The sequence below is a fragment of the Marinobacterium jannaschii DSM 6295 genome (genome assembly GCF_000620085.1).
In the GTDB taxonomy this organism is placed as follows: domain Bacteria; phylum Pseudomonadota; class Gammaproteobacteria; order Pseudomonadales; family Balneatricaceae; genus Pontibacterium; species Pontibacterium jannaschii.
Genome location: NZ_KK211064.1, coordinates 120,613 through 145,277, shown reverse-complemented (window position 1 = coordinate 145,277; position 24,665 = coordinate 120,613). Strand labels below are relative to the sequence as shown.

The following is a 24,665-nucleotide window of genomic DNA, read 5'->3' as shown; positions in this document are numbered from 1 at the left end:
CGCTCAGTGCCCGGCATGGCTGAGGTTAGATAGCTGCGCCAGGTCGATCTGGTCGAAGCGCTGGATCTTACCGCCAAATTCGCGGGCAAAGGCTTCGGCATCGGCCTGCTGGCTGAAGCTGGCGAGGGTCGGCCCCATCGCGCCTTTTCTGGAGGAGCCAACCACAAAGAACGCCTCGCGGGCATCGATATAGGTCTCCTCATCCGGCGTATCCCAGGGGTTCTTTGCCATATCATGGACAAATACCGACTGGATATTGTGCTGGTGCTCCGGGTCGAGGGCGTAGGCGAACATATCCCGGGTGGAGCAGAACTTCATGCTGCCTTGCAGGCCGCGTTCATAGAGCTGGCCCTTGGGTCCGGGGAAGTTGCCGATAATCATGCCGCAGAGGTGACACTCCTCACCGCTCTCCAGTGCCATCGCCTGCTGGGCGATCTTCTGCCGTTCATCCTCCTTGCCGCAACCGGACAGCAACAGTCCCAGTCCGACCAGCAGCACCAGCAACAGGGCCTGGGCCAGCCGCAGCTGACGCTTGTGGGCAAACAAGCCCGACAGCTCATTGTCGTTATTCAATGTCATCACAGGCTCCTCCGGTTAAAGATCATCAGGGCGGCTCCCACCGGCAACGCCAGCCACACCAGCAGTCCGGCCAGCAGAGTGCCGGTCTGCAGACTGGCGTGCTGCGCCACCGCCATCAGGCCGCTGAGCGGCTGGTCGGCGAAGTAGCTGATATTCACCAGGCGGAAAATATCGGTGGGGTTAAGCAGCAACAGGTAGGGAAACAGTTCGGCATCGACATCGCCCTGGGTGCCCACCAGCAGACCGAGCAGGCCGAGGTCGAATACCAGCACGAACAGGAACCAGCAGATCAGCGCCAGCCCGGCGGCCTTGGACTTCTCCGCCACCAGCGCGCTGATCAGATAGGCGATGGCGACGAAGATCCAGCCCAGCAGGATCGCCGAGAGCATAAACAGGCCGTAGGGCAGCAGCATATCCTGCCAGCCGATATTGTCGGCAAAGGTGGCGATAATCACCGCCGCCGAGCCAAACCCCACCAGGGTAGAGAACGCCATGATGGAGCCGTGGCCGATCAGCTTACCCAGCAGCAGCTGCCAGCGCGCCAGTGGGTAGGTCAGCAACAGCAGCAGGGTGCCGCTCTCCTCCTCACCCACCAGGCCGTCATAGGCCAGCATCAGGGCGATCAGTGGGATAATAAACACCGCCAGGCTGGCGAGGCTGACGATGGTGGTCGACAGCGAGGTAAAGCCGATCTGCCCGGCCGCCGCAGCGCCGAAATAGGCCAGCCCGGTGGCCAGTACGGCAAAGATCAGGGCGATCGCCAGTACCCAGCGGTTGCGCAGGCCGTCACGAAACTCTTTCGCGGCCACAGTGAGAATAGCGTTCATAGCGTGGCCTCCAGCGCGTCAGAGCCCTTCGCCTGTCCGGCGATAAAGTGGGTATAGAGGTCTTCCAGCGAAGGCAGGTGCAACTCCAGGTCGGTGAGGCCCTCCAGCCCCATCAGCTGCTGCATCACCGCCATCTTGTCACGTTGGTGTACCTGCAGCTGCACGCCGCTGCCCTGCGCTGTGGCCCGCGCCTGCAGCGGCTCTGGCAGGCTCAGCCCTTCGCCCTGCAGGTTGAGGGTCACCGGCAGCTCCGCCTGGGCACGCAGCTCAGGGATACTGCCTTCGGCCAGCAGATGGCCCTTACCGAGGATCAGCGCGCGGTCGATATACTTCTCCACCCCCGGCAGCACATGGGAGCAGAGCACCACGGTACAGCCCTGCTCTTTCAACTGCGCGATACGGTGATAGAAGTCCTGAGTGGCGATCGGGTCCAGCCCGACGGTGGGCTCATCCAGCAACAGCAGCTTAGGCTCGCCCAGCAGCGCCTGTGCCAGGCCGAGGCGCTGGCGCATCCCCTTGGAGTAGGTCTTCACCCGCCGCCCGGCGGCGCTATCCAGCCCCACCTGTTGCAGCAGGCGCGGACATTCAGATACCTTCACCCCTTTGAGACGGGCGAAATAGCGCAGCACCTCCAGCCCGGTCAGCTGCTCGTAGAAGCTGACATTCTCCTGCAGAAAGCCCAGCTGGCGGCGTTTCTGCCGCGCCGCCGACTGGCAGGGGTCTTCACCAAATACCCGCACCTGACCACGACTGGCCTGGATCAGGCCGAGGATCAGCTTGATGGTGGTGGTCTTGCCTGCACCGTTATGGCCAAACAGCCCCAGTACCTCACCCTGCTTCAGCTGCAGGTCGAGGCCGGCCAGCGCATCGACGCCCTGGTAGCGTTTCTGCACCTGTTCCAGTTCAACTATGTTCATCGTCTTTACCTTCTTCCTGCGTGGCAGGCTGGCTCTGCTGTGCCGCGCGGGTCTCATCGGGTTGCAACTCGGGCATACTCATCAACGGATGGCTGTCGACCACCCCCGGCGCCTTCAGCACCGGGAACTGGCGCTGTACCCAGCGCAGGGTCTCCACCGCCGGACTGTTCAGCAGTACCCGCGCCACCGGGTATTTCCACAGCAGGCGGTCGACGCCGTCGGTAGGCTCATAGCGGGTATCGCCGATTCCATCGGCATCCATATCCCAGCCCAGGTAGTCGCTCCAGTAGTTGCCGCTGCCCTCGTGGGACCAGTCCTGCTTGCGGTTGGCGACATACTTCACCTGCTCGCGGTTATTGATAAAGGCGTTGCCGCTGAAGATATTCTCTTCCGATCCGGCGGTCAGGTGCACGCCAAGGTCACTGTCGCTGAAGTGGTTGCCACGGATCTCGTTAAACAGCGAGTTGTAGATAAATAACGCCTTGGCTTCGGAGCCGCTGATGCGGCTGACCCCGGCCTGCATCAACGGGTTGCGGCTGTTCTGGGTGCCGCTGACCTGGTTGTTGAGGATCTTCGAATAGGTGATGTAGTTCATCAGGATGCCGTAGTTGGCATCGTTCTCAGAGCGGTTGTTCACCACGGTGAGAAACTTCGACTGCATCAGGGCATAACCGGTGCGGGTATTGCGGGTGTGATTGCGCTCGACCCGGTTATGGTAGGAATACATATAGTGCACGCCGTAACGCAGGTCGTGCAGGTAGTTGCCCAGCAGGGCATTGTTGTTGCTGGTATCAATATAGATACCGTCACGGGTGGCCCAGACCTCATTATCCTCCACCCGGGCACCTCGGACATTAAACAGGTGGATACCGTTGCCGCGATCGGTGGAGCGCATCTGCAGATTGCCTTCGACGCGGTTACCTTTAATCAGCATATCGCGGGTGGCATCGACCCAGATACCGAAGGCATCGCCCTGCAGGCGGTTGTCTTCGATGCGGCTGCCGTGCGCCTTGGGACCGATATAGATCCCGGCATCCTGCGCCGTCAGGTCATCGCCCCAGTTACGCAGGGAGAGCTGCTCGACCACAGTAGCGGCGGCCAGCACCTGCAGGCCGTGGCCGCTGCCGGCAGCATCGAGAATCGCCCCGTCACTGCCGCGCAGAGTCAGGCTCTGGCGGATAATAAAATTGCCCCGGTAGATACCGGGGCGCAGTTGCAGCAGATCGCCTTTCTGCGCCCGGTCGAGCTGCTGCTGCAGGTCCTGCTCCGGCGTCAGCCAGTACTCTGCGGCGGCGGCCGGATGGGCCAGCAGCCAGCAAACCAGCGCCAGTCCGCCAAGCAGGGCGCTCCCCCTGGGGCCGCTTGACAGCAGAAAGGCCGGGCGGTTTAAGTGCATAGCGATCTCCTCAATAGACAGCAGGGCGTCCCGCCCTCAGCGGGACGCCTGCGGATCAGGCTGGCTCAACCAGCATCCGGCCGCGCATCTCCATATGCAGGGCGTGGCAGAACCAGTTGCAGTAGTACCAGTGCACTCCGGGGCGATCTGCCTTAAAGGTGATGGACGCGGTCTGCTGCGGGCTGATCTCCATCTGCGCGCCGTGATTGACCATACAGAAACCGTGGGTCACATCCTCGATCTGGTCGAGGTTGGTGACAATCACAGTCACTTCATCGCCCTGCTTGACGCTGAACTGGTCCATACCGTAGCTCGGTGCCACCGAGGTCATATAGACCCGCACCTTGTTACCGTCACGGATCACCTTGTTATCGGTTTCCAGGGTCACGCCATCGGCCTTGGCCATCGCCACGGTGCCGGCGAAGGTCGGATCGTCACGCTTGTAGAGCTTGGCGGTCTTCACCTTACTACGATGTACGATCATGCAGTCATGTGGCTCGGCATAGGTCGGGCCATCATGCAGCAGCTTCATCTCATCGCCGGAGATATCGATCAGCTGGTCGTTCTCGGCGTGCAGCGGGCCACACTGCAGGAACCGGTCTTTGGAGAACTTACACAGGGAGATCAGGTACTTACCATCGGCATCACGGGTTTCACCCATAGTGGTGTGGTTATGGCCCGGCTGATAGTGCACATCCAGTTTCTGCAGGATGTAGTTGACCTTCTCGCCCTTGTAGGCACGGATCGCCTTCTCCACATCCCACTTACAGATCTGGCTGTCGATAAACAGGGTAGTGTAGGCGTTGCCGCGGTTATCGAAGGCGGTATGCAACGGCCCCAGTCCCAGCTCCACTTCCGCTACCACGGTATCACGCGGCTTGATGCTGCCGTCGAACAGCGCATCGAACTTCGCCAGCTCAAACACGGTGACGGTCGGTGACAGCTTACCGTTGGCCACGGCGTACTTGCCGCCCGGCGCGGTGTTGATGCCATGCGGGTTCTTCGGTACCGGCACATAGGCGGTCAGATCAGAGCCCTTACGGCCATTCACCACCGGCACCTTGGAATCGCCCAGGGTCTGGAAGTTACCGGCTTTCACCGCCGCTTCGATACGCTCGATATTGAAGATCACCAGGTGGTCACGCTCATCGCGCATGGAGCCGGCCAGATCGACCGCACCCTCGGCGTTATAACAGGTGGAGAAAGCGTACTTACCGGTGTAGTCGGCATCGGTGTTGTCGAGGTTACCGTCGACGATCACCTGCCAGTCGACCTCCATGGTTTCTGCGTTTACCGCGGAGAACAGGGTGTAGTACTTATCGATCGCATCCATCGCCAGGCCGTTGTTCGGGTGCGGGATACGGAACTCGGCGTTAGCGAAGATGTACTTGGTGTAGGGCACTTTCTGTACCCGCAGGCCGTGGATCGCCTGGGTGTTGGGGATGGTAGTGATCTTATCGGTCTTCATAATGTCGCCACGGATACGGGCGACACGGGAGTTGGCCTTGTCGTTGATAAAGACGTACTTACCGTCGTACTGGCCGTCGGTCATACTCATATGCGGGTGGTGACAGTCGCCGCCCAGCGGGGCGTTTTCGCCCAGCACCGCCTTACTCTCGTTGGTCAGGCCCCAGCCGGTGGCGCTGTCGACGTTAAACACCGGGATACGCATCAGTTCGCGCATCGATGGCAGGCCGAGGATACGCACCTCACCGGAGTGACCACCACTCCAGAAACCATAGTACTCGTCCAGCTCACCCGGGCCGACATTGATATGGGCCGCATTGCTGTTGCCCGCCGCCTGCACATTCGCCGTCAGCAAGGAGCCGCCGAGGCCGGCCGCGCCCGCGCCCACCAGCGCCGCGCCACCACCGAGAAACAGACGACGGCTCAGCTTCACATGTTCACTGGCCTGAGAATCCTGGGTGTCGATCTCGGGCAGATTCTTATCCTTCGGGTTAATCATGGTAAATCTCCGATTTTTATCGTGTCCAGAGGCGCCGGTCAGGCCTTAGCTGGCCGGGTCGCTGATTTCTACGGTTGGTATTTTGTTTGCCTGCGCCTGTTTCAGCGCTTTACGGCGTTTCTGCACCAGCGGTGGGCACTTGGCGTGATTGTGATAGGTCATCTGGCAATCAAGACAGTGGTGGCACTCGTTGGCATTAATGGTTCCATCGGGATGGATCGCCTGGATCTCGCACTCATTGGCGCAGACCCGGCAGGGCTGCCCGCACTCCTTACGCCGCTTCAGCCAGTCGAACAGCCGCAGCCGGGACGGGATCGCCAGCGCAGCGCCCAGCGGGCAGATATAACGGCAGTAGACCTTGCGGGTGAAAATCGAGATAAACAGCAGCACCGCGGCATAGAGCACATAGCCCCACTCACGCTGGAACTTCAGCATGATGGCGGTCTTGAACGGCTCCACCTCGGCATAGCGTTCGGCCTCGGTGAGGGACTCCAGCGAGACGGCGAACAACAGCAGCAGGATGATGTACTTGATCGCCCAGAGGCGCTCGTGCACCGCAAACGGCAGCTCGTACTGTTTCACCTTCAGCTTGCGGGCGGCTTCGTTGATCAGCTCCTGCAGCGCACCGAACGGGCAGAGCCAGCCGCAGAAGATACCGCGTCCCCACAACAGCAGGGTCATAGCGACAAAGCCCCAGAGGATGAACAGCATCGGGTCGAGCAGGAAGGTCTGCCACTGGAACTCGCCCTGCAGCGCATGCAGGAAGGTAAACACATTGACGATCGACAGCTGCCCCAGGGTGTACCAGCCAATAAACAACACGGTATAGGCGAGGAACACCCGGCGGATGTTGTGCAGCAGGCGCGGGTAACGCACCAGCCAGTCCTGCAGGAAGATAATCACGGTCAGCAGCACCAGGCTGACGCTGAGGACGCCGATCTGGAAGGCGCGCTCACGCCAGACCGATACCCACAGCGGCTCCGGCTCGGCCTGCTCGATCACCGGCGGTGCCGGCCGGTCGATATACTGTTCCGGGGTGCTGTAATCGCCGAAGAAGCTGGTAAAGACACTGTCCAATGCGCCGACCTGGCGTCGCACCAGCAGCTCCAGCTGCCACGGCTGGCCGAGGTCGAAGTCATAACCGGCACGGACGATAAACAGCGCCATCTCATCAAAGTCAGGGAAGCCGTCGATATAGACATCGTCGAGGCGGTAGTAATCGGTGTCGTGGAAACTGATCACCTGACCGCCCTGCTGCAGCTGGGTGCGGTCGAAGATACCGCCACGGACATAGCCATTACCCTTGAAGGAGTAACGGCCCCGGCCCATCACCGCGATCACCTGATCGCCGGGATTGATCTCGCCCATCAGCCAGTTGTACTGGCTGTCGCCGAGCAGGTTACGGCCGATAGTGGGAATATTCACCGGGGCATAGAACAACTCGACAAAGGCCTGCTGGCGCTTACCCTTCTGTTTGCCAACGCCCTGATCCTCGGCAGCGGTGCCGACAAAGGCATCGTCGACAGTACCCCGGTCGAGGTAGAGACGACGCACCGAGCCGTCACCGGTGAGCTGAGTCCAGTCGGCCTGGCGGTAAACGTCCGGTTTGATGGTTGCAGGCGGTACCTTGGCCACCGCACTCATCCCGGCCAGCCCCAGCTCGCGCGCCACTTTCTGCGCCGCGCGCATAATGGTTTCGTTCACCACCATCACGGTCACGGTGGCTCCGGAAACCGCATCGACACTGATCACATCATCGCTGTTGGCCGCGCCGACCCGGACCCGGTCGGTCACGCCCATCTGCAGGTACTGGTCGGCAAAGTCGAACAGCTTCTGCTCCGGAATACCCACCAGCAGGATCGGCTCCTTATGGCTCAGTACCCGGCTGACCTTGAAGCGTCCCTCCAGGTCCATCGCCACCAGCATATTGATCGGCTTGCCGGAATAGGCGGCGATACTGACCACATCATCGGATTCGAAGGCGTAGCCGATAATCTCTTCATCGTGGTAGAGGGTGCGCAGCGGCAGCTGGCTGTCACCATGCGGCTGCTTCTCACTGATAAGGGTGGCTTCGGGAAATGCCTGGCGCAGGCTTTCCAGCTGTTGGGATTCGCTGACAGGTGCCATGGCGCGGGCTGCCGAGGTCAGCAACAGGAAAAGAAACAGCACGGCGCTACAGGCGCGGAAAACAGATCGGGCGGTCATATCGGGACCTATAAAATGCATAACAAATACAACTTATAGGTCGAGCATATTCCTGTTGCCGCATTCAGGAATTGATGTGCATCAATTGCACTATCGGTTTAAAAATTAACGTTCAAACCCGTTTGCAGCAGCCCTGACCAGGGCGGAATGGAGGCGAGTCGCTCAATTCAGAGCCCGGGCGTCCTTACGCCTCGGCCTGCGCAGCGGTTGCTTCGCCCTGTTCCGACAGCAGCCAGTCGATAAACTGCTGCTTCGACTCGCGCAGTTCGTTGGGCTTGGGTTCGGCAATAAAGTAGCCCCCGTCCGAGCGCAGGCTGAAATCGCGCAGTCCCACTAAAACACCACTGTCGATCAGGTCATCCACCAACGTGCTCCAGCCCAGCCCGACCCCCTGGCCGGCAATCGCCGCCTGCACCAGCAGGGTGTAGTTGTTAAAGGTCAGCACCGGTTCGCTGGCAACCACCTGGCTGCCACGGCCCTTAAAGAAACTGTGCCAGTCCTGCCAGCCCTGACCGGCATCGGCCCCTAACTTCAGCAACGGCAGCGACGCCAATCGCTTATGGCTGCTGACTGCGCCCAGTTGCGCCAGCAGGGCCGGACTGCAGACCGGGAATACCTCTTCATAGAACAGCCGCTGCGACGGCATGCCCTGAGGCGGCTGGCGATCGAACACCACCGCCACATCGACATCCTGGGTCAGGAAATCGTACTGCCCCTGAGAGGTGATAATGCGGACATCCACATCCGGGTGCAGGCGGCGGAAGCGGGGCAGACGCGGCAGCAGCCAGTAGGCCGCAAAGGCAAAATCAGTTGCGACATTTATATGCTGGTGGCGACGTTTTTTCTGCAGCCGTTCGAGACAGACCGCCATCTGCTGGAAGCCGCCCTGCACCGCTTCATACAGCAGGGAGCCCGCCTCTGTCAGCTCGACGCCGCGATAGATACGGCGAAACAGCGCCAGCTCCAGGCGCTGCTCCAGACCGCGTATCTGCTGGCTTACGGCAGACTGGGTCGATCCCAGTTCGCGCGCAGCGGCGGTAAAACTGAGGTGGCGCGCAGCCGCCTCGAAGATCAGCAGGCTCTGCACCGGGGGAAGCTGTTCGGAAAGTAACATTAGCTGGACTTATCTTTCAGATTAACTCAGGCCCAGTTTACAGAAACCGGTCACAAAACCAACAATGAGGACCATACAACCTGACTACCCGGCCTGTCAGGCCGATTTCGGGCACCGCCGGGTAACAGAAAATAACAACAGTTCCATTATCTCAGCTAATTTAAAAATTACCGAGGTAGTGGGGATCAGTCAGAAAGGTCGCTCTTCCATGACACAGCAGCAGAAGCCAAAACAGCCGAATATCCTCTTTATCATGGCCGACCAGATGGCGGCCCCGGTGCTCTCCATCTACGGCGGCAAAACCGCCCGCACCCCCAACCTCGACGCCATGGCCGAGCGCGGCGTGGTATTCGAGTCCGCCTACTGCAACAGCCCGCTCTGTGCGCCAAGCCGCTATGTACTGATGAGCGGCCAGCTGCCGAGCAAGATCGGTGCCTGGGACAACGCCGCCGAGTTTCCGGCCGATATCCCCACCTTCGCCCACTACCTGCGCCATGCCGGTTACCGCACCGCGCTGTCGGGCAAGATGCATTTCTGTGGCCCGGACCAGCTGCACGGCTTCGAAGAGCGCCTGACCACCGATATCTACCCGGCCGACTACGGCTGGTTCCCGGACTGGGAAGACTTTGAAAACCGCCCGACCTGGTACCACAACATGTCCTCCGTCACCCAGGCGGGGCCAACCGTGCGCACCAACCAGCTGGATTTCGATGACGAAGTGGTGTTCCACGCCCAGCGTTACCTGCTTGACCATGTGCGTAGCAGCGACGAGCGGCCGTTCTGCCTCACCGTCTCCATGACCCATCCGCACGACCCTTACGCGATCCCGCAGGAATACTGGGACCGCTACAGCGACGATGAGATCGAACTGCCCTCCTTCGAGATCTCGGCCGAGGAACAGGACCCGCACTCCAGGCGCCTGCTGCATGTCTACCAGATGGACCGCAACAACGTCAGCGACCAGCAGATCAAGAACGCCCGCCGCGCCTACTACGGCGCCATCAGCTACGTCGACGACCAGATCGGCAAGCTGCTGAAAGCACTGGAAGACAGCGGCCTGGCCGACGACACCATCGTGGTGTTCTCCGGCGACCACGGCGATATGCTCGGCGAGCGCGGCCTCTGGTACAAGATGAGCTACTTCGAGTGGTCCACCCGGGTACCGATGGTGGTCTGCGCACCGAAGCACTTCGAACCGCACCGGGTAGCGGAATCCGTCTCCACCATGGACCTGCTGCCGACCTTCGCCGAGCTGGCTCACGGCGGCACGGCACCGGAATACGTGATGCCGATCGATGGCCGCAGCCTGATGCCGCACCTGACCGGTGGCCAGGGCCACGACGAAGTGATCGGCGAATACATGGGTGAAGGCGTTATCGCGCCCATGTTTATGATCCGCCGTGGCGACTACAAATACATCTGCAGCCAGCCCGATCCGGATCAGCTGTTTAACCTCAAACAGGACCCGCAGGAGCGCAACAACCTGGCCGAAGACCCGGGCCACGCCGAACTGCTGGCCTCGCTGCGTGAAGAAGCCGCACAACGCTGGGACTCCGACGCGATTACCCGCGAGGTGATCATCAGCCAGAAACGCCGCCGCATGATCGCCGCCGCCCACAAGCAGGGCATCGAACCGAAATGGGACCACCAGCCGATCTTCGATGCCAGCCGCATGTATATGCGCAACAACATCGACCTGGACGACCTGGAAAAACGCGCCCGCTTCCCGCAGGTGGACTGATCCGGCCAGACTGACGCCGGGGAGCATGCCCCGGCCCGTTAAACAGCCAAGCCAGACATTAAAAAGCGACACAATAAAAATAAGAGGATCTGAAGATGCTTCGCCTACCTGTGCTGAAAAAACTCTCCGCTGCCATCGGTGTTGGCCTGCTCTCCACTGCGCTGCAGGCCGCCGAACCGGCCCAGTGCCAGACGGTGAAATTTACCGACCCGGGCTGGACCGATATCAACTCCACCAACGCCCTCGCCAGCACCGTGCTGCAGGGATTGGGTTATAACACCGAGATCAGTACCCTGGCGGTACCGATCGGCTTCGAGGCGCTGAAGAGCAGCGAAATCGACGTCTTCCTCGGCAACTGGATGCCGGCGCAGCAGAAGTTTATCGACAAGTACGTCACCCCCGGTGATATCGAACAGGTGCGCACCAACCTGGAAGGCGCGAAATATACCTTGGCCGTGCCACGTTACGTCTATGACGCCGGAGTGACCGACTTCGCCGACCTGAGCAAGCACGCCGACAAGTTCAACGGCAAGATCTACGGCATCGCCGCCGGATCACCGGGCAACCAGCTGCTGCAGAAGATGATCGACAGCGGTGACTTCAACCTCAAGGACTGGCGTCTGGTGGAATCGGGCGAACAGGGCGTGATGAGTCAGGTGAAACGGGCGGTAAAACGCCAGCAGTTTATGGTCTTCCTTGGCTGGGAACCGCATCCGATGAACTCCAACTTTGAAATCGCCTACCTTACCGGCGGCGACAAATATTTCGGTGCCAACTTCGGCGGCGCCACCATCCATACATTGACCCGCAAAGGTTACCAACAGGAGTGCCCCAACGTCGGCAAGTTGCTGGATAACCTGGAGTTCAGCCTGAGTATGGAAAACGAGATGATGGGCTACATCCTCGACGCCGGCTGGCAGGCCTCAGACGCCGCCCGTGAATGGCTGGTGCAAAACCCACAAGTCCTCGATGGCTGGCTGCAGGGCGTCACCACCCGCGACGGCCAGCCGGGCCTGGCGGCGGTCAAGGACTACCTGCAGATCAACTGAGTTATACCCCCGGGTTCAACCCCTAAGCGGCCGACAGCAACCTGCCGCCGATGGTGCAACAACGCTAGAACCATCCTTCTCCGGCAGGTTCTGGCTCCCTTTCGGATCCTCACTCGCTGGGCAGGGTCCAACCGCCCGCAGGCAACTGCGGGCTTTTTTCACCGCTCATTCTCAATTCTCTACTATCAAAGAAGATAGAGCTTTCAATTGTTCAGGCTATTAAACCGGCGGGAAACTACATCGGGTAAATTAGTCTACAGGCTGCGTTATACGACCTATACCACGATCTAAACTTCCGCCGGGTTAATATTACCAAACACCTAGAGAACGTTATAATCTGAATTACTTCAGCACCCTTTAATATCTCGACAAAATAATTTATATATTGCTTTTGGAAACTTCTATCGCATCTTCAATTATATCGAAATAAACTTTCATATCTTCATTACTACGTATGTTATATAAATGTTCCGTATGCTCATCTAGTAGATCGAGATGAGTACCAACTTCTCGCTGCTTTTCTGCAGTAGCAGAATAAATAACATAAGTACCTGTTTCTTTTCCAAACACTCCAACTGCCTTATCCAAAGTAAGTGCATTTAACGCAGCTTGACCATGTTTTTTACTAACATCCGATGTATCAAAGTCAATAGTCTGGGTAATGTGCATGGCACCATTTTTCAAGGCAAAATCAGCAGTAAATATACTTTTATCATCTATAGGAAAATTAGGAACTACTAAGTGATTTTCAATATCCCCTCGATTCCCCAACATGTTTCTTCTTTTGAATAAATTTTTCATTCTTGTTGATATTCGTGGACTACGTGGCACATACTCTTTTCTAGAAGGATATATCAGCTTATTCATAAGAGAAGACACTTTACTAGGATAGTCCTCAACTGAGTTAACTCCAAAACCACCGAATTGAGAGCACCTAATTATATCTTTCGAAGCAGTTGATAGAACTAAGATTTTCTCATCCACACTATCAAACCTTTTAGCTAAGAATGACATATTATCCACAAGCTCACTTATTATCCCATCCGTAAAACTAGCATCAAGAGTCCGAACCTTATTAAAATTCTTAGATAAGTGTATATTAAATTCACCATCAGGAGATATCGTTATCAACCCAATATTAACAATCTCACCGCGCACAGGATCGGGGCACACACGAATAATTGAATATTTATACCAAAATTCCATTTTGATACGCCCCCTTTATTTTATTAATTCTTTTATAACGAAATTCCGAATCCCACCAGCGAATAATTGCTCTTTTACGATCCTCTGAACACCATTCATCTGGTACACGCTGCAAAATATTTTCTATAACATTTACTGTAATTTGTTCCAACTTTATTAGGGTATTAAAAAAGGAACCGCCATTAATCTGATTAAAGATACTCCATATAATTTTGGCATGTATATAGGTATTCGAGTTATTACCAGCATTAGATTCGTGATGAGGTGGTGACATGTATATTGTAGGAAGCATTGGCGGCGACATTATTTTTAGAGAGAGATCAACCGGGCAATTAAGATTATTCCACGATCTACTAAAATCCATAGCCAGCATCACATACGATTTGTGTGTTGATCTAACTAAGTAGTTACCAAAATGCCTATCATCATTGTGTACAAACAAATCAAAAGCATATATTGCAGAAAGATGCCTAATTAATTTTTCGGTTGGTATAACTTCAGACCCACCTTCCTCATAATTTTTTAATATGGATATAAGTCCTCCGCTCAGCAAACCACCTTCCCATGTTGACCCAAAAGCAAGTTCACCACTTGGCATCTTCAGTACATTATAAGGGGGAACTGCAATGCTACATAACCTGGCAAGCTCATAACAAAATAGTTCATCAAACGGCGTAAATGGTAATGCAGGGTTATCTGAAACCTGCTTTACTGCGTAACGATGTCCATCTATTCCCTCGCAGTAAGTCTGACAGTCTGCAGACTCATCATGCTTAGGAAGCAGATTATCAACATCCACAGGCATCAGCGACAGCTGTTGAATAGCCACTGTCATATTCAAAATCCCTCTCAAAAATCAAAAAGTTCCTCATAAATTCTTAAGCATCTAAATAAGAATTAACGACTTAATATTATACTCTACCGTTACCCTTTCGTATCACCGCGACATATCTAATAAATACAGATCCAACCCTCTGTACAGTGGGCTAATTTCCAAGTCACGATTTACAACAACAATAGACTCTCGACCTTCCAACCATGGCGGATGATATGCCCATCCAGTTTTGCTCATATTTATATATTAATCCATGCTATCTTTGAATAAATTGACTATCTTTTCACAGAAATCCGCTCAACAATTCCCTTAAGTAACGAGCAATCTAACGCCTGCCTCGGATAAACCAGAAAATAACTCTTCTCCAGCGTCAGGCTGATATCACTGACCTTTATCAGCTGGCCGCTGGTGAGTTCTGTTTCGATCAGCAGTTGCTGGCCCAGCAGCAGGCCCTTGCCCTGGACGGCGGCTTCGATCGCCATGCTGGAGAGGTTAAAGCGCGGGCCAGGGGTTGGGGGCTGCTGGCCCTGTCCGGCGGCCGTAAGCCACTGCTGCCAGCCGGGCAGGTAGCGGTTATCGCTGCCCCAGTCGATATGGATCATCGGCAGTTGCAGCAGCTGTTGCAGGTCGTGCGGGTTGTCCAGGGTATCGAGCAGTGCCGGGCTGGCAACGGCGCTGACGCTATCGGTAAACAGCAGTCGCTGTTCCAGTTCCGGGTAATCCTGGTCGCCGAAAGCGATGCAGAGGTCGATATCACCGCGTCCGAAGTCGACCCGGGCGTGGCTGGCTTCGACCCGGATCTCCTGCTCCGGGTGGCGCTCCATCCACTGCAGTACCCGTGGCATCAGCCATTTGGAAGCAACCGAGGGATAGGTGGCGATGGTGATGCTGTCTGGCCGTTGCTGGCAGGCCAGTTGCTGCTGGCCAAGGCGCAGTTGTTCGAAGGCGGCGCGGACGAAGGTCAGGTAGCCTTCGCCCGCCGGGGTCAGGTGAACGCCGCGCGCGGAACGAACAAACAGGTTGCTATCCAGGTGCTGTTCCAGCTGGCGGATCTGCTGGCTGATGGCCGCCGGGGTGACACAAAGCTGGTCGGCAGCACGGGCAAAGCTGCCTGCCCCGGCAGCGGCTTCGAAGGCGCGCAGGGCAGCCAGTGGCGGCAACGCTTTCATGCAATCCCCTATGGTAAGTTTTCCTTAACAACAGGCTAAAAATTTATCGTTATTCCCGCTCACTGTCATTACCTAAGCTAATGACAGGCTTTTCCCCTGAGCCACAAAGCCGCCCCGAATAACAATCAGCAGGAGTGTCCGATGCAGCTTAGCGATATTGTCAGCCTGGCCGATTACCCGATCGAAGAACCTCATTTCCGCCAGCTCTGTAAGCAGCAGCTGGACAGTGTCGGGGCGCTGGTGATGCCCGGTTTCCTGACCCCGGCGGCCATTGCGGCTGTCGCCGGGGAGGGCCGGAGTAAGCAGTCTCAGGCCTACTACACCCGTGACCAGCACAATATCTACCTGAAAGAGCCGGACCCGGCGCTACCCGCGCAGCATCCGCGCAACCGGCTGGTGAACTCCTCCAAGGGCTGTATTACCGATGACCAGATCGACGGCGATTCGCCATTGCGGGCACTCTATGATGACGGGCTGTTCCGCAGTTTTCTTGCCGCGGTGCTGGGGGAGGATCAGCTCTATCCCTACGCCGACCCGCTCTCGTCGATCAACCTGCACTATGCCGCCGACGGCCAGGAGCTGGGCTGGCACTTCGACAACTCCTCCTTCGCCATTACCCTGCTGATCCAGAAGCCGGAACAGGGCGGCCAGTTCGAGTATGTCGAGGCGATGCGCGATGCCGATCGGGGTGAGATGAACTTTGCCGGGGTGCAGCAGGTGCTGGATGGCGAGATCAGGCCCAAGGTGCTGGATATCCAGGCCGGTTCGCTGGTGATGTTCCGTGGGCGCAATGCGATCCACCGGGTCACTCCGGCCTGGGGGGACCTGACGCGGATGCTGGTCGTACTGGCCTACAATTCGGCACCGGGAATCGCCCTGTCGGAGTCGGCGCGCATGACCTTCTACGGCCGCCTCTGACAGGTTACAAGGTTCAGCCTTTGCGGCTCAGGATCAGGTCGCCCCTGGCGGTCGAACAGCAGCTGAGGATATAGCCCTGCTGCTCTTCACGGGCGGAAAGGCCGCCCTGTTGCTGCATATCCACCTCCCCTTCGATCAGCTTCACCCGGCAGGTACCGCACTGGCCCTCCTTGCAGGCGGTCGGGATACGCAGGCCGGATGCGGCGGCGGCATCGACGATCGTCTGTCCCGCCGCGATCGGGAAGCGGTGCTGGTCCAGCTGTACCGCGCTGGCCCCCTCGGCAACCTCCAGCGCAACCGGCGTCTGTGCCGTTTTTGCGTTTGCCAGTGACGGGCTGCCGAAGGTTTCGGTGAGAAAGCGCTGCAGATCGCCGCCTTCGGCGCGGTAGATCGCCTGCACGCTGTCCATAAAGCCCTGTGGGCCACAGCAGAAGACCGTGCGGCGGGCCAGATCAGGCACCAGGGCACGCAGGCTCTGGCGTGACAGCAGTCCACGGGGGCCACGCCAGGCTTCGCCCGGCGGCACCTCGGTGACGGCATCGATATGACAGAGGCCCGGCATGGCACGGTCGATCGCGTCCAGCTCATCAGTAAACAGCAGGTCGGCCGGGGTGCGTGCCAGCTGCAGCAGGACCACATCGGTGGCTTCGCTCCGCGCCGCCAGCCAGCGCAGCATCGACATCATCGGCGTCAGGCCACTGCCCGCGCCCAGTAACAGCAGCGGCTGCTGCGGTGTATGTACCAGCGAGAACTGGCCAAAGGGGCCGCGTGCCTGCAGCCGGTCGCCCGGTTGCAGCCTGTCCGCCATATAGCGGGTGCCGTAGGCATGGGGCCCGGCCTTGATGGTCAGGGTCAGGCTGGCGTTATGGTCCGGTGCCGAGGCGATGGTAAAGGTGCGTACCAGCTCCTCGCCGTCCAGCGTCAGGCGCAGGGAGATCGCCTGGCCCGGATGGTGGCGAAAGCGCTCGCCATCCTCACGGCTGACGCTGAAGCGGTAGGAGGTGATGTCGGCGGTTTCGGCGTGACGCTCGATCAGCTGCAGCTGCAGCGCGCCGGAGCGGATCAGCGGTACGCCGGGCTTGCCCACCTGCGTATCGGGCATGTTACTCAGGTCATTCACAGCGTGATCCTCACTCCTGATCCTGCGGCCGCTGCAGGAATTCGCTCAGCTTGGCGCGATACCAGTCGGTAAAGTTGATCGCCATAAACTCGGCCACCTCGGAGTAAGGCCCCGGCTCGTAACCCGGCGAGCAGATACCGCGGTGGTTCTCCTCTGCCAGCTTACGGTCCTGATCGTTAGTGGCGCGCCAGACGGTGGAGAGCCGCTCAGGATCATAATCCCAGCCCTCGATCGCATCCTCATGCACCAGCCAGGTGGTGCGCACCTCGGTACGGTCCGGCCCCAGCGGCAGTACGCGGAAGTGCAGGATATGGTCGGAGAGGAAGTGGTGCCAGTTGTTGGGGATACGGAAGGCGCGCACCGAGCCGAGATCCTCCTCGGTCAGCTCGCCCAGCAGTTTCTTACAGCCCAGTTCACCATCCAGGGTCATTGACTTGATCCCCTGGCGGAACGGCAGGCGGATACAGCGGAACTCCCTGCCGCCATCGACCGGTGCATGAGGCAGGCCGAGCTGATCCCAGCGCTGCGCCTTCTGCTGCATGATCTCGAACTCTTCGCCGTTGCGGTCGTCATCCGGTAAAGCCATCTCCACCAGCGAGATCAGCAGCTCCGGATGGTTGCCGCTGCAGTGGTAGCACTCGCGGTTGTTCTCGATCACCAGTTTCCAGTTGGCCTCTTCGATGATGGTGGATTCATACACCACCTTGGTGCGCTCCGGCTGGTGCGGCGCTATATAGGAGCTGATGCTGTCGCGGAAGTGGTTAAAGTCAGGCGGCGTCTCGGCCAGGCAGATGTAGATCATGCCGTGCAGGGTTTCCAGCTGTACCGGCTTCAGCGGGAAGCGCCTGGCATCGAAGTCCTGCGCCATATAGCGGGTCGCCAGCAGCTCGCCATTAAGGTCGTAGGTCCACTGGTGATAAGGGCAGACCAGGCGATTGGTGTGGCCCTTCTTGTGCTCGCAGATGCGCGACCCCCGGTGGCGGCAACTGTTATGGAAGGCGCGCAGCTGGCCGTCCTGGTCACGCAGTACGATCAGCGGTGCCTTGTCGATCGTCAGGGTCAGGTAGTCGCCCGGCTGCGGGATCTCACAGCCGTTGGCGACAAAGACCCAGTCGTTATGAAACACCGCTTTGATATCCAGCCGGTAGAGGTCGGCATCGGTATAGAATGCCTGCTCCAGGGCGTAGCCGCTGCGGCTGCGGGCCAGCTCGCGGCGCGCCTTACGATAGTGGATCGGTTCGATATCGCTGCAATCGGCGCGGGTCGGCGCGATGGAGATGCGGTCGTTCATGGTCGGCTCCGGAAGAACTCGCCTGTTATTTTTATAGGAATGTCACTGGTCCCGAAACGGGCTCAGACGGTTTCATGATGAACGATACAATGGCGCAAAAATGGGAGGATTCCGACTTTATGAACGACAAATCCGACGTCGCTGATCGGGCCGGTCCGGCAGCGGCCGGGGAATAGCAGGGTTAGACCTGATCCCCCAGCAGCAGGTTAAGTTCGGCACATTTGGCATCCAGTTCGGTGATTTCGCGGCTCATCTCTCGGGTCATATTGATCATAAAGATGACAAAGTCGGCCGAGTAGCGCTCACATACCTGATGGAACAGATCGCAGCTGACCTGCAGCGCGACGGTTTCCTCCTCGGCAAAAACATCGCCGAGGCGCTCGATCAGGCCGATCATACCGACAAACCCCACCTGCTCACCCGGGGCAAAACTGCGCACATGTACCGGGCTGTCGCCGATATAGCGGAAGTAGGCGAGGCGGCCGGTCAGCAGAATATAGAAGTGATCAGACAGGTCGCCCTTCTGCATCAGCTGTTCGCCGTTTTCGATCATCATCACGCTGCCTTCATGCAGCAGATAGTGGACACACTCCTCGCCCAGGGCGCCAAACATCGACAGCTGGCGACAGAACTCGGGCGGGAAGCGGCGTTGGATCTCATAGGGTGAAAGCGCGTGCATGGGGGTTTCCTTAACTCTGTACCTTGAGTGTAGGTGATTTTTGAACGGCAGATTTTTCATTCAGGCGACCGGAATTTAAAAACTCCGTCACCTGAACGTAACAACCCTTTTCTGAACGCGCCAAGCAGGTATGCTTGGCGCTTCCAGCTAAACTGGTGATAGCTGTATAAAGACCGTGCCGACCTACAACCTGGCCATATGAGGCAGCCCAGCGTGCAGAAGTCCACCCCGAACACAACCGAGCGACGCCCTTTGCGCTATGGCTTTGTGCTGGTGCCTAATTTCTCACTGATTGGATTCTCCACGGCGCTGGAGCCACTGCGCATGGCTAATATCGTCGCCAGTGAAACCCTCTATGAGACCCTCACCGTCAGCCGTGACGGCGAAGCGGTGACCAGCAGCGGTGGCGTGCCGGTGCAGGTAGACCACAGTTTCGATAACCTGCCGCCGCTGGATGCCCTGTTTGTCTGCGGGGCCAGTCCGGTTGCCCGCACCGGCAACGAGGCCGTGATCGCCTGGCTGCGTAAGCGCCAGAAACAGACTATTGGCGGTATCGGTACCGGCTCCTACCTGATGGCCTGCGCCGGTCTGCTGGAGGGGCATAAGGCCACCATCCACTGGGGTGACCTGGAAAGCATGCGTGAGGAGTTTCCCACCACCCGCCTGAGCAACAACCTGTATGAGATCGACGGCAACCGCTTCACCTGCGGCGGCGGTACGGCGGCGATGGATATGATGCTGTTTCTGATCGGCCAGCAGCACGATATGAACCTGGCGGCGCAGATCTCAGAGCAGTTTGTCTGCGAGCGGATGCGTTCCAGCGAAGAGCCGCAGCGGGTGCCGCTGCGCTCGCGCCTGGGCACCAGTCAGCCGAAACTGGTGGAAGCGGTGGAGCTGATGGAGGCCAATCTGGAAGAGCCGCTGAGCAGCGATGACCTGGCCCAGCTGGCCGGTGTATCGCGCCGTCATCTGGAGCGGCTGTTTAAGAAGCATCTGCAGACAGTGCCATCACAGCACTATCTCGAGCTGCGGCTGGAGAAGGCGCGTCACCTGCTGCGCAACAGTGACCATCCGATTCTGGAAGTGGGTCGCCTGACCGGTTTTGCCAGTGCCAGCTATTTCAGCACCGCCTACCGCAATCACTACGGCATCTCGCCGCGTGAAGAGCGCCGTGGCCTGAAGCAGGTTCAGGAAAGCCGGGATCTGGCGCCACGCTTTGGTCATTCCCGCGCAGTACGTTCCGGCTGATCATCAGCGGCGATACAGGCGCTAGCCGATATCCTCTTCCAGCATGCGGCTGGTCTGCAGTGCCCAGCGGGTCGCCTCGTTCAGCAGTAACAGCATATTATCGCCCTCGGCAATGCACTCCTCACACTGATCACAGCTCTGCTGTTGCAGGCCGATGCTGCAGCTCAGGATCTCGCCCTGAGGCCCGGCCATATCAACGATCGCGGCCACCTGTTCCGGCGGCAATGGCAGTTCCTGCAGCGCCTCTTCGATCGAGCAGTCCATCAGGGCGTCCAGCAGCGAGAACATACCGACAATAAAGTAGTCCTCCGGGTCTTCCCTGCCCTGCTGTTCGGCAATCAGCCGGCACAGCTGGGCGCGCTGTAGCATGGTGCGGACCAGGGCCAGCGGCGTCGCCTCCATCCGGCACATGGCAAACATGGTGGCGATCGCCCGCAGGCGGATAATCCCCAGCAGCACCAGCACCTGGCGCAGGTTGCTGAAGGTACGGCTGCCGGCAACCAGCGCCGAGTTCACATAGCGGAACAGCTTATAGCTCAGCCCCGGGTCCTGACTGACCAGCGCTTCAAGTTCATCGAATTCGATATCGGGGTCGTTCAGGCGGGCAACCAGACGGAAGGTGGTGGCGCGGTTGTGGCAGACACTGCGGCCACTGATCAGCTGGGGTTTGGCAAAAAAGTAGCCCTGAAACAGATCGAAGCCGAGGGATTTGCAGTATTCGTACTCCTCCCAGGATTCCACCTTCTCGGCGATCAGCACCACCGGAAACTGCCGCAGCCGTTCGACGTGCTCGCGGATCGCCTCGCGCCCCAGTTCCAGCACATCCACTTTCACCACATAGGCGATGTCGACCAGTTCGTTATGCAGTCCGTCCAGGTTAAAGTCGTCGAGGGCGAAGCGGTAGCCGGCGGCGACCAGCTCTTCGATCTTGGCGCGCAGCTGCAGATCGATCTCGACATGCTCGAGGATCTCAAACACCACCTTCTCTTTCGGCAGTGACAGCTGATCCATATTCAGGATCGCTTCCCGGGTCATATTGATAAAGGCCGTGCTGTTGCCCGTCAGCTCCTTCAGGCTGGCCTCACTGAGGCTGGTGGATAACACCTGGGCGGTTGCCATATGGCCGGTGACCGCATGGGGCTGGTCTTCCATACGGCGGTAGAGTAACTCATAGCCAACAAGTCGTAACTCACGATCAACAATCGGCTGGCGGGCAATCAGGTACTGATGCCCCTGTCCAGCGTCATCCTGCGTTGTGCCACTTATCACTATTCAAGTTCCTTCTTGCTGATTCGGGCTGAAATGCAGACAGCATATGCTCAGGAAATGAGCATACAGACCCGTAACAATACGTTAATAGAGCAGCGGTTCAAATAAAAAAATCGCCTTAAACCGGCGTTTTAAAACAGGCTGTAATCCGGGATCCACCTGCGCCGGGGGCTGTGCCGGATATTCAAACAACTGTAATCCTGAATACCGTTCAATAACTTACCCACACCCTATACAGCACAAGATACACACAACTTAACCACAGCATACCCTTAGTCTGCCGTGGGCACAGCCGATCTGCCCACAGGCAGTGCCGCACATCTTAAATACAACTTACCCACAGATTAACCCCTGATTTATCCCGGCTATATCCGCAGCCAGGCTGTGTATAAACGCCTTTATACCTCTTTAAAGATAGCAGCCTCCAAGCGCCCGCCTGAGCCGGATCAAACAGACCACAGCATAAGGCACTGTAAACGAAGCTGCCGCCCGGGTGGGCGGCAGTGTCAGCGAGCTGTGAATAAAAATACCGGCTAGCGGTACTTAAACTCAGTCAGATATCCACTGGCAAACTCAGCATACTGTTTAGCCTTTCTCAGGCGACGCTTGTTCTTACCTTTTGAGCGCGCTACTTCGTCGCGGCATTTCTTCAGGTAAAGTACGGCGTCTGGCCCCAGCTTGGCCGCATCCAGCACCTCGATAGCATCATCGATATTGGCCAGCAGCGCGTTATAGGCACGCTTATGCGAAGCCTTGCGTTTCACCTTGTAGATGTTATCCATACTCTGGACTGCCTGGCGCACGTTTTCCCGGGCGTTCAGCACCCGCAGGAAGGCGGCGATGGCAGACATCTCACTGTTGTTTATGTTCAGGGTATTGGCAAACGGGCCGCCCGGACCAATCGAGCCATCGATATTCTGGACAATGGCTGCAGCCGGCGAGGTGACAAACTCAGGGGTAAAATAGAAGCCCAGGAAGGATTCCAGTGTCAGGAAGGCATTATCATGGCCATAAGGGCCACTATCCGCCGCTTCCACCAGACGCGGAATATTGAACGCCCCGGTACCAAAGCCTACGCCGCTGGGATGAGGGTCACGTCCGACCCCCTGGTCCTGCGGATTCAGGCCCGGCTCAAGTATGCGCCCCAGGGTATCGCCAATATCCTGGAAGCCGATATCCAGGTTGAGGTTGTAATCGCCCGGCGGAGTGATACCGGCTACGTTCAGGAAGCCCTGGCTGACATTACCGCCGGCATCGGCGTGGCAACTGTGACATTTACCCGCTCTGACGCTATTGCCCTGATCATCCTCGTTGAGGAATAACTGTCGACCGGCCTCGGCCAGAGGCTCATTCATCGTCATCGACGCCAGGTCCAGGTCCTGCTGCAACCCCAGCGACATCTGGAATGCCTCCATCGCATCCAGCTCATACTCGGTCGGCAGGCGGAAATCCTGCCCCTCGATACGCGCCAGTGTTTGCGGGGCATGCTGGGTCACGGCACCAATAGCGAAGCTACGCAACGAGCCATCACCCGGCGCGCCGTCGCCGCCCCAGCCCAGCCTGGACATCGGTGTCGGATTGTCAGCTCCCGGTTCCGGGGTGGTCGATACGGCCATCGCCGCCACGCCGGGTACACCGCGCATCACACCGGGATTTTCGAAGCCATCAACATTTTCCAGAATCAGCCCAAGCTCGCGCATCAGGCTCGGTACTTCCAGATCCTCCAGCGCAGGGTTGTTCTCGGCCACAAACAGCGGATCGTTTGGCGGCAGGCTGGCGACAAACTTCGGGTCGATGGTGAAGTTATTATCGGCCGGGTGACAGGTACCGCAGGTACGGCCGTTGCCGGCGAAGGTCTCTTCGAAGAAGAGGATCTCACCGTCACGCACCAGCTTGGCAAAGGCAGCACTGTTTTGCGGAATCGCATGCGCTTTCGGCACCAGGAAGCTGAACGGCGATGCGGACTCGGTCAGAGCTTCAGGCGCACTGTCCTGACGTAGTGCCAGGGTGGCGGACCTGGAGCTGTGATACATCCGCTGGAACAGCGTCGGCGCCCCGTACAGCAGACCGGCTTCGACCGGCGACACGCCTTTCCGGGTGACGCTGATCAGGTCAAGCTCCATGCCATTAAGCTGGGCCAGGTCCAGCGCCATCTCCAGGGTGGCGATGCCATCCTGATGTGTCAGCTCGCCGACCATCAACAGGGTATCGGCCTGCTCCGGCTTAACGTTCTGCCCGGCACCCGGGCGGTTATCGATAAGCCACACCTGATACTGCTGCTGTGGCTCCAGCCCGGTGACGCTGACCTTCAGGCTGCCATCGATCAGATCCACTGCGGCCTGACCCGCTGCCTCGGTAAACTGCGCCGACAGCCCTTTGCTGTAACCCAGCGGTAACGCCAGGCGGCGATCGCCTCCGGTCTGAACATAGACATCCTGCCAGCGCTGGTAGAGATCTTTAAGTGCATCGACATCACCGATGGCCGATACATCCTGTTGTGGTGTTTGTTCGGGAAGGTATGGCCAGCCGATAACCACGGTCGCCAATAGAGTACTCGCCGCAACTGCCCTCACCAGTTTACGACGATGGAAAGAAAGTTTGCTCATGTGGATGTTCCCCTGCCTCGCCCGCAGAGCGGTAACCTCCCTGTTTCCCCTCCATTGGCCAATCAGATTAAGGTTTGGTGAGAATAAAGTGCCCTGACGTTTGCAGGCGCTCGGGCCCCCTCTCTTCATCCCCTCTGAGCAATGAGCAAAAACCACACCATTCAAGCAACGACTCGCTAATACACTGATTTCAAATAACTTTTATTATCCAGCTGTATTCATTCGCGCGTCCGGCCCGCAGCGAGTGTAAACCACTCAGGGAACACCCTCGCCGCAGCCGCTGTTCAGGCGCGGGTCAGCCAGGCGAAAATGTCCAGCTTTTGAAAAATTAAATCCTTTTGTATCAATTAATTAGCAGTATCCGGCCTGAAATTGCACCAGGAATGTAACGAATGGCGCTGTGCTGGCGGCAGATGTTACAACTTACTTACAGCCGCCACCTCAGGCCTGTAAATTCATGCTCCGGGTTTTATAAAACAATAAGTTAGCAATCCTGCTCAAAACTGTTTCATCTCTGGGACAGCAATATC

19 protein-coding genes are annotated in these 24,665 nt (G+C 58.0%); 4 read left to right on the top strand and 15 right to left on the bottom strand.

Annotation, left to right across the window (positions count from 1 at the left end; all coding sequences use genetic code 11):
• Nucleotides 1-3: 3 nt before the first annotated feature.
• The 7 genes from Q354_RS0116600 to Q354_RS0116570 all read right to left on the bottom strand — a co-directional run bounded on the left by Q354_RS0116600 (nucleotide 4) and on the right by Q354_RS0116570 (nucleotide 9,004).
• Nucleotides 4-579, bottom strand: coding sequence for a nitrous oxide reductase accessory protein NosL (locus Q354_RS0116600; protein WP_084332638.1), 576 nt, complete (start codon nucleotides 577-579; stop codon nucleotides 4-6).
• Nucleotides 579-1,406, bottom strand: a complete 828-nt coding sequence (locus tag Q354_RS0116595; RefSeq protein WP_027858573.1) for an ABC transporter permease subunit — start codon at nucleotides 1,404-1,406, stop codon at nucleotides 579-581. Before Q354_RS0116595 ends, Q354_RS0116600 begins: the two co-directional genes overlap by 1 nt.
• Entirely contained in the window at nucleotides 1,403-2,323 is a 921-nt protein-coding gene (locus Q354_RS26210) for an ABC transporter ATP-binding protein (protein WP_036230303.1), read from the bottom strand. Before Q354_RS26210 ends, Q354_RS0116595 begins: the two co-directional genes overlap by 4 nt.
• Entirely contained in the window at nucleotides 2,310-3,719 is a 1,410-nt protein-coding gene (locus Q354_RS26205) for a nitrous oxide reductase family maturation protein NosD (RefSeq protein ID WP_084332637.1), read from the bottom strand. Before Q354_RS26205 ends, Q354_RS26210 begins: the two co-directional genes overlap by 14 nt.
• A gap of 55 nt (nucleotides 3,720-3,774) precedes the next feature.
• Complete coding sequence (gene nosZ, locus Q354_RS0116580) at nucleotides 3,775-5,685, bottom strand: TAT-dependent nitrous-oxide reductase (RefSeq protein ID WP_027858572.1); 1,911 nt, start codon at nucleotides 5,683-5,685, stop codon at nucleotides 3,775-3,777.
• A gap of 45 nt (nucleotides 5,686-5,730) precedes the next feature.
• Nucleotides 5,731-7,890, bottom strand: coding sequence for a transcriptional regulator NosR (nosR, locus tag Q354_RS0116575; protein WP_027858571.1), 2,160 nt, complete (start codon nucleotides 7,888-7,890; stop codon nucleotides 5,731-5,733).
• Between the two features lie 184 nt (nucleotides 7,891-8,074).
• Entirely contained in the window at nucleotides 8,075-9,004 is a 930-nt protein-coding gene (locus Q354_RS0116570) for a choline sulfate utilization transcriptional regulator (protein ID WP_036230301.1), read from the bottom strand.
• 208 nt (nucleotides 9,005-9,212) lie between these two features.
• Here Q354_RS0116570 and betC point away from each other — a divergent pair, with 208 nt between their 5' ends.
• Both betC and Q354_RS0116560 read left to right on the top strand, forming a co-directional pair.
• Nucleotides 9,213-10,745 carry a choline-sulfatase gene (gene betC, locus Q354_RS0116565; RefSeq protein WP_036230410.1) on the top strand — a complete coding sequence of 511 codons (1,533 nt, stop codon included), beginning with the start codon at nucleotides 9,213-9,215 and terminating at the stop codon, nucleotides 10,743-10,745.
• 95 nt (nucleotides 10,746-10,840) lie between these two features.
• Nucleotides 10,841-11,794, top strand: coding sequence for a choline ABC transporter substrate-binding protein (locus tag Q354_RS0116560; RefSeq protein WP_084332636.1), 954 nt, complete (start codon nucleotides 10,841-10,843; stop codon nucleotides 11,792-11,794).
• Nucleotides 11,795-12,172: 378 nt separating this feature from the next.
• On the opposite strand, the gene Q354_RS0116555 is transcribed toward Q354_RS0116560, so the two are convergent.
• The 3 genes from Q354_RS0116555 to Q354_RS26200 form a co-directional block, all read right to left on the bottom strand.
• On the bottom strand, nucleotides 12,173-13,000 hold the full coding sequence (locus Q354_RS0116555; RefSeq protein ID WP_027858567.1) for a DUF3037 domain-containing protein: 828 nt from the start codon (nucleotides 12,998-13,000) through the stop codon (nucleotides 12,173-12,175).
• On the bottom strand, nucleotides 12,984-13,835 hold the full coding sequence (locus Q354_RS28335; RefSeq protein WP_156948399.1) for a HipA family kinase: 852 nt from the start codon (nucleotides 13,833-13,835) through the stop codon (nucleotides 12,984-12,986). The genes Q354_RS0116555 and Q354_RS28335 overlap by 17 nt, the downstream gene beginning before the upstream one ends.
• A 275-nt stretch (nucleotides 13,836-14,110) precedes the next feature.
• A complete protein-coding gene (locus Q354_RS26200) occupies nucleotides 14,111-15,004 on the bottom strand; it encodes a LysR substrate-binding domain-containing protein (protein ID WP_036230298.1) in 894 nt (297 codons plus the stop codon).
• 141 nt (nucleotides 15,005-15,145) lie between these two features.
• Here Q354_RS26200 and Q354_RS0116545 point away from each other — a divergent pair, with 141 nt between their 5' ends.
• The gene (locus Q354_RS0116545) at nucleotides 15,146-15,922 is read left to right on the top strand and encodes a HalD/BesD family halogenase (protein WP_027858566.1); all 777 of its coding nucleotides are present in this window, start codon (nucleotides 15,146-15,148) and stop codon (nucleotides 15,920-15,922) included.
• A gap of 13 nt (nucleotides 15,923-15,935) precedes the next feature.
• On the opposite strand, the gene Q354_RS26195 is transcribed toward Q354_RS0116545, so the two are convergent.
• From Q354_RS26195 to Q354_RS26190, 3 genes are all read right to left on the bottom strand, one after another.
• Nucleotides 15,936-17,042 carry a flavin reductase family protein gene (locus Q354_RS26195; RefSeq protein ID WP_051560219.1) on the bottom strand — a complete coding sequence of 369 codons (1,107 nt, stop codon included), beginning with the start codon at nucleotides 17,040-17,042 and terminating at the stop codon, nucleotides 15,936-15,938.
• Nucleotides 17,043-17,052: 10 nt separating this feature from the next.
• Nucleotides 17,053-18,333, bottom strand: coding sequence for an aromatic ring-hydroxylating oxygenase subunit alpha (locus Q354_RS0116535; protein ID WP_084332635.1), 1,281 nt, complete (start codon nucleotides 18,331-18,333; stop codon nucleotides 17,053-17,055).
• A gap of 181 nt (nucleotides 18,334-18,514) precedes the next feature.
• Complete coding sequence (locus tag Q354_RS26190; protein WP_051560218.1) at nucleotides 18,515-19,012, bottom strand: Crp/Fnr family transcriptional regulator; 498 nt, start codon at nucleotides 19,010-19,012, stop codon at nucleotides 18,515-18,517.
• A 213-nt stretch (nucleotides 19,013-19,225) separates the two neighbouring features.
• On the opposite strand from Q354_RS26190, the gene Q354_RS26185 reads away from it, so the two are divergent.
• Complete coding sequence (locus Q354_RS26185; RefSeq protein ID WP_245601070.1) at nucleotides 19,226-20,260, top strand: GlxA family transcriptional regulator; 1,035 nt, start codon at nucleotides 19,226-19,228, stop codon at nucleotides 20,258-20,260.
• 21 nt (nucleotides 20,261-20,281) lie between these two features.
• On the opposite strand, the gene Q354_RS0116515 is transcribed toward Q354_RS26185, so the two are convergent.
• Both Q354_RS0116515 and Q354_RS26180 read right to left on the bottom strand, forming a co-directional pair.
• The gene (locus Q354_RS0116515) at nucleotides 20,282-21,529 is read right to left on the bottom strand and encodes an EAL and HDOD domain-containing protein (protein WP_027858564.1); all 1,248 of its coding nucleotides are present in this window, start codon (nucleotides 21,527-21,529) and stop codon (nucleotides 20,282-20,284) included.
• Nucleotides 21,530-22,062: 533 nt separating this feature from the next.
• Entirely contained in the window at nucleotides 22,063-24,135 is a 2,073-nt protein-coding gene (locus Q354_RS26180; protein ID WP_051560216.1) for a hypothetical protein, read from the bottom strand.
• Nucleotides 24,136-24,665 lie beyond the last annotated feature (530 nt).

Excerpts from the sequence above, each read along its gene's own strand:
- Q354_RS26210 (WP_036230303.1), bottom strand. The coding sequence starts at position 2,323 with ATGAACATAGTTGAACTGGAACAGGTGCAGAAACGCTACCAGGGCGTC.
- Q354_RS26200 (WP_036230298.1), bottom strand. The coding sequence starts at position 15,004 with ATGAAAGCGTTGCCGCCACTGGCTGCCCTGCGCGCCTTCGAAGCCGCT.
- Q354_RS26190 (WP_051560218.1), bottom strand. The coding sequence starts at position 19,012 with ATGCACGCGCTTTCACCCTATGAGATCCAACGCCGCTTCCCGCCCGAG.
- Q354_RS26180 (WP_051560216.1), bottom strand. The coding sequence starts at position 24,135 with ATGAGCAAACTTTCTTTCCATCGTCGTAAACTGGTGAGGGCAGTTGCG.
- nosZ (WP_027858572.1), bottom strand. The coding sequence starts at position 5,685 with ATGATTAACCCGAAGGATAAGAATCTGCCCGAGATCGACACCCAGGAT.
- Q354_RS0116535 (WP_084332635.1), bottom strand. The coding sequence starts at position 18,333 with ATGAACGACCGCATCTCCATCGCGCCGACCCGCGCCGATTGCAGCGAT.
- betC (WP_036230410.1), top strand. The coding sequence starts at position 9,213 with ATGACACAGCAGCAGAAGCCAAAACAGCCGAATATCCTCTTTATCATG.
- Q354_RS0116600 (WP_084332638.1), bottom strand. The coding sequence starts at position 579 with ATGACATTGAATAACGACAATGAGCTGTCGGGCTTGTTTGCCCACAAG.
- Q354_RS0116570 (WP_036230301.1), bottom strand. The coding sequence starts at position 9,004 with ATGTTACTTTCCGAACAGCTTCCCCCGGTGCAGAGCCTGCTGATCTTC.
- Q354_RS28335 (WP_156948399.1), bottom strand. The coding sequence starts at position 13,835 with ATGACAGTGGCTATTCAACAGCTGTCGCTGATGCCTGTGGATGTTGAT.
- nosR (WP_027858571.1), bottom strand. The coding sequence starts at position 7,890 with ATGACCGCCCGATCTGTTTTCCGCGCCTGTAGCGCCGTGCTGTTTCTT.
- Q354_RS0116595 (WP_027858573.1), bottom strand. The coding sequence starts at position 1,406 with ATGAACGCTATTCTCACTGTGGCCGCGAAAGAGTTTCGTGACGGCCTG.
- Q354_RS0116555 (WP_027858567.1), bottom strand. The coding sequence starts at position 13,000 with ATGGAATTTTGGTATAAATATTCAATTATTCGTGTGTGCCCCGATCCT.
- Q354_RS0116545 (WP_027858566.1), top strand. The coding sequence starts at position 15,146 with ATGCAGCTTAGCGATATTGTCAGCCTGGCCGATTACCCGATCGAAGAA.
- Q354_RS26205 (WP_084332637.1), bottom strand. The coding sequence starts at position 3,719 with ATGCACTTAAACCGCCCGGCCTTTCTGCTGTCAAGCGGCCCCAGGGGG.
- Q354_RS0116560 (WP_084332636.1), top strand. The coding sequence starts at position 10,841 with ATGCTTCGCCTACCTGTGCTGAAAAAACTCTCCGCTGCCATCGGTGTT.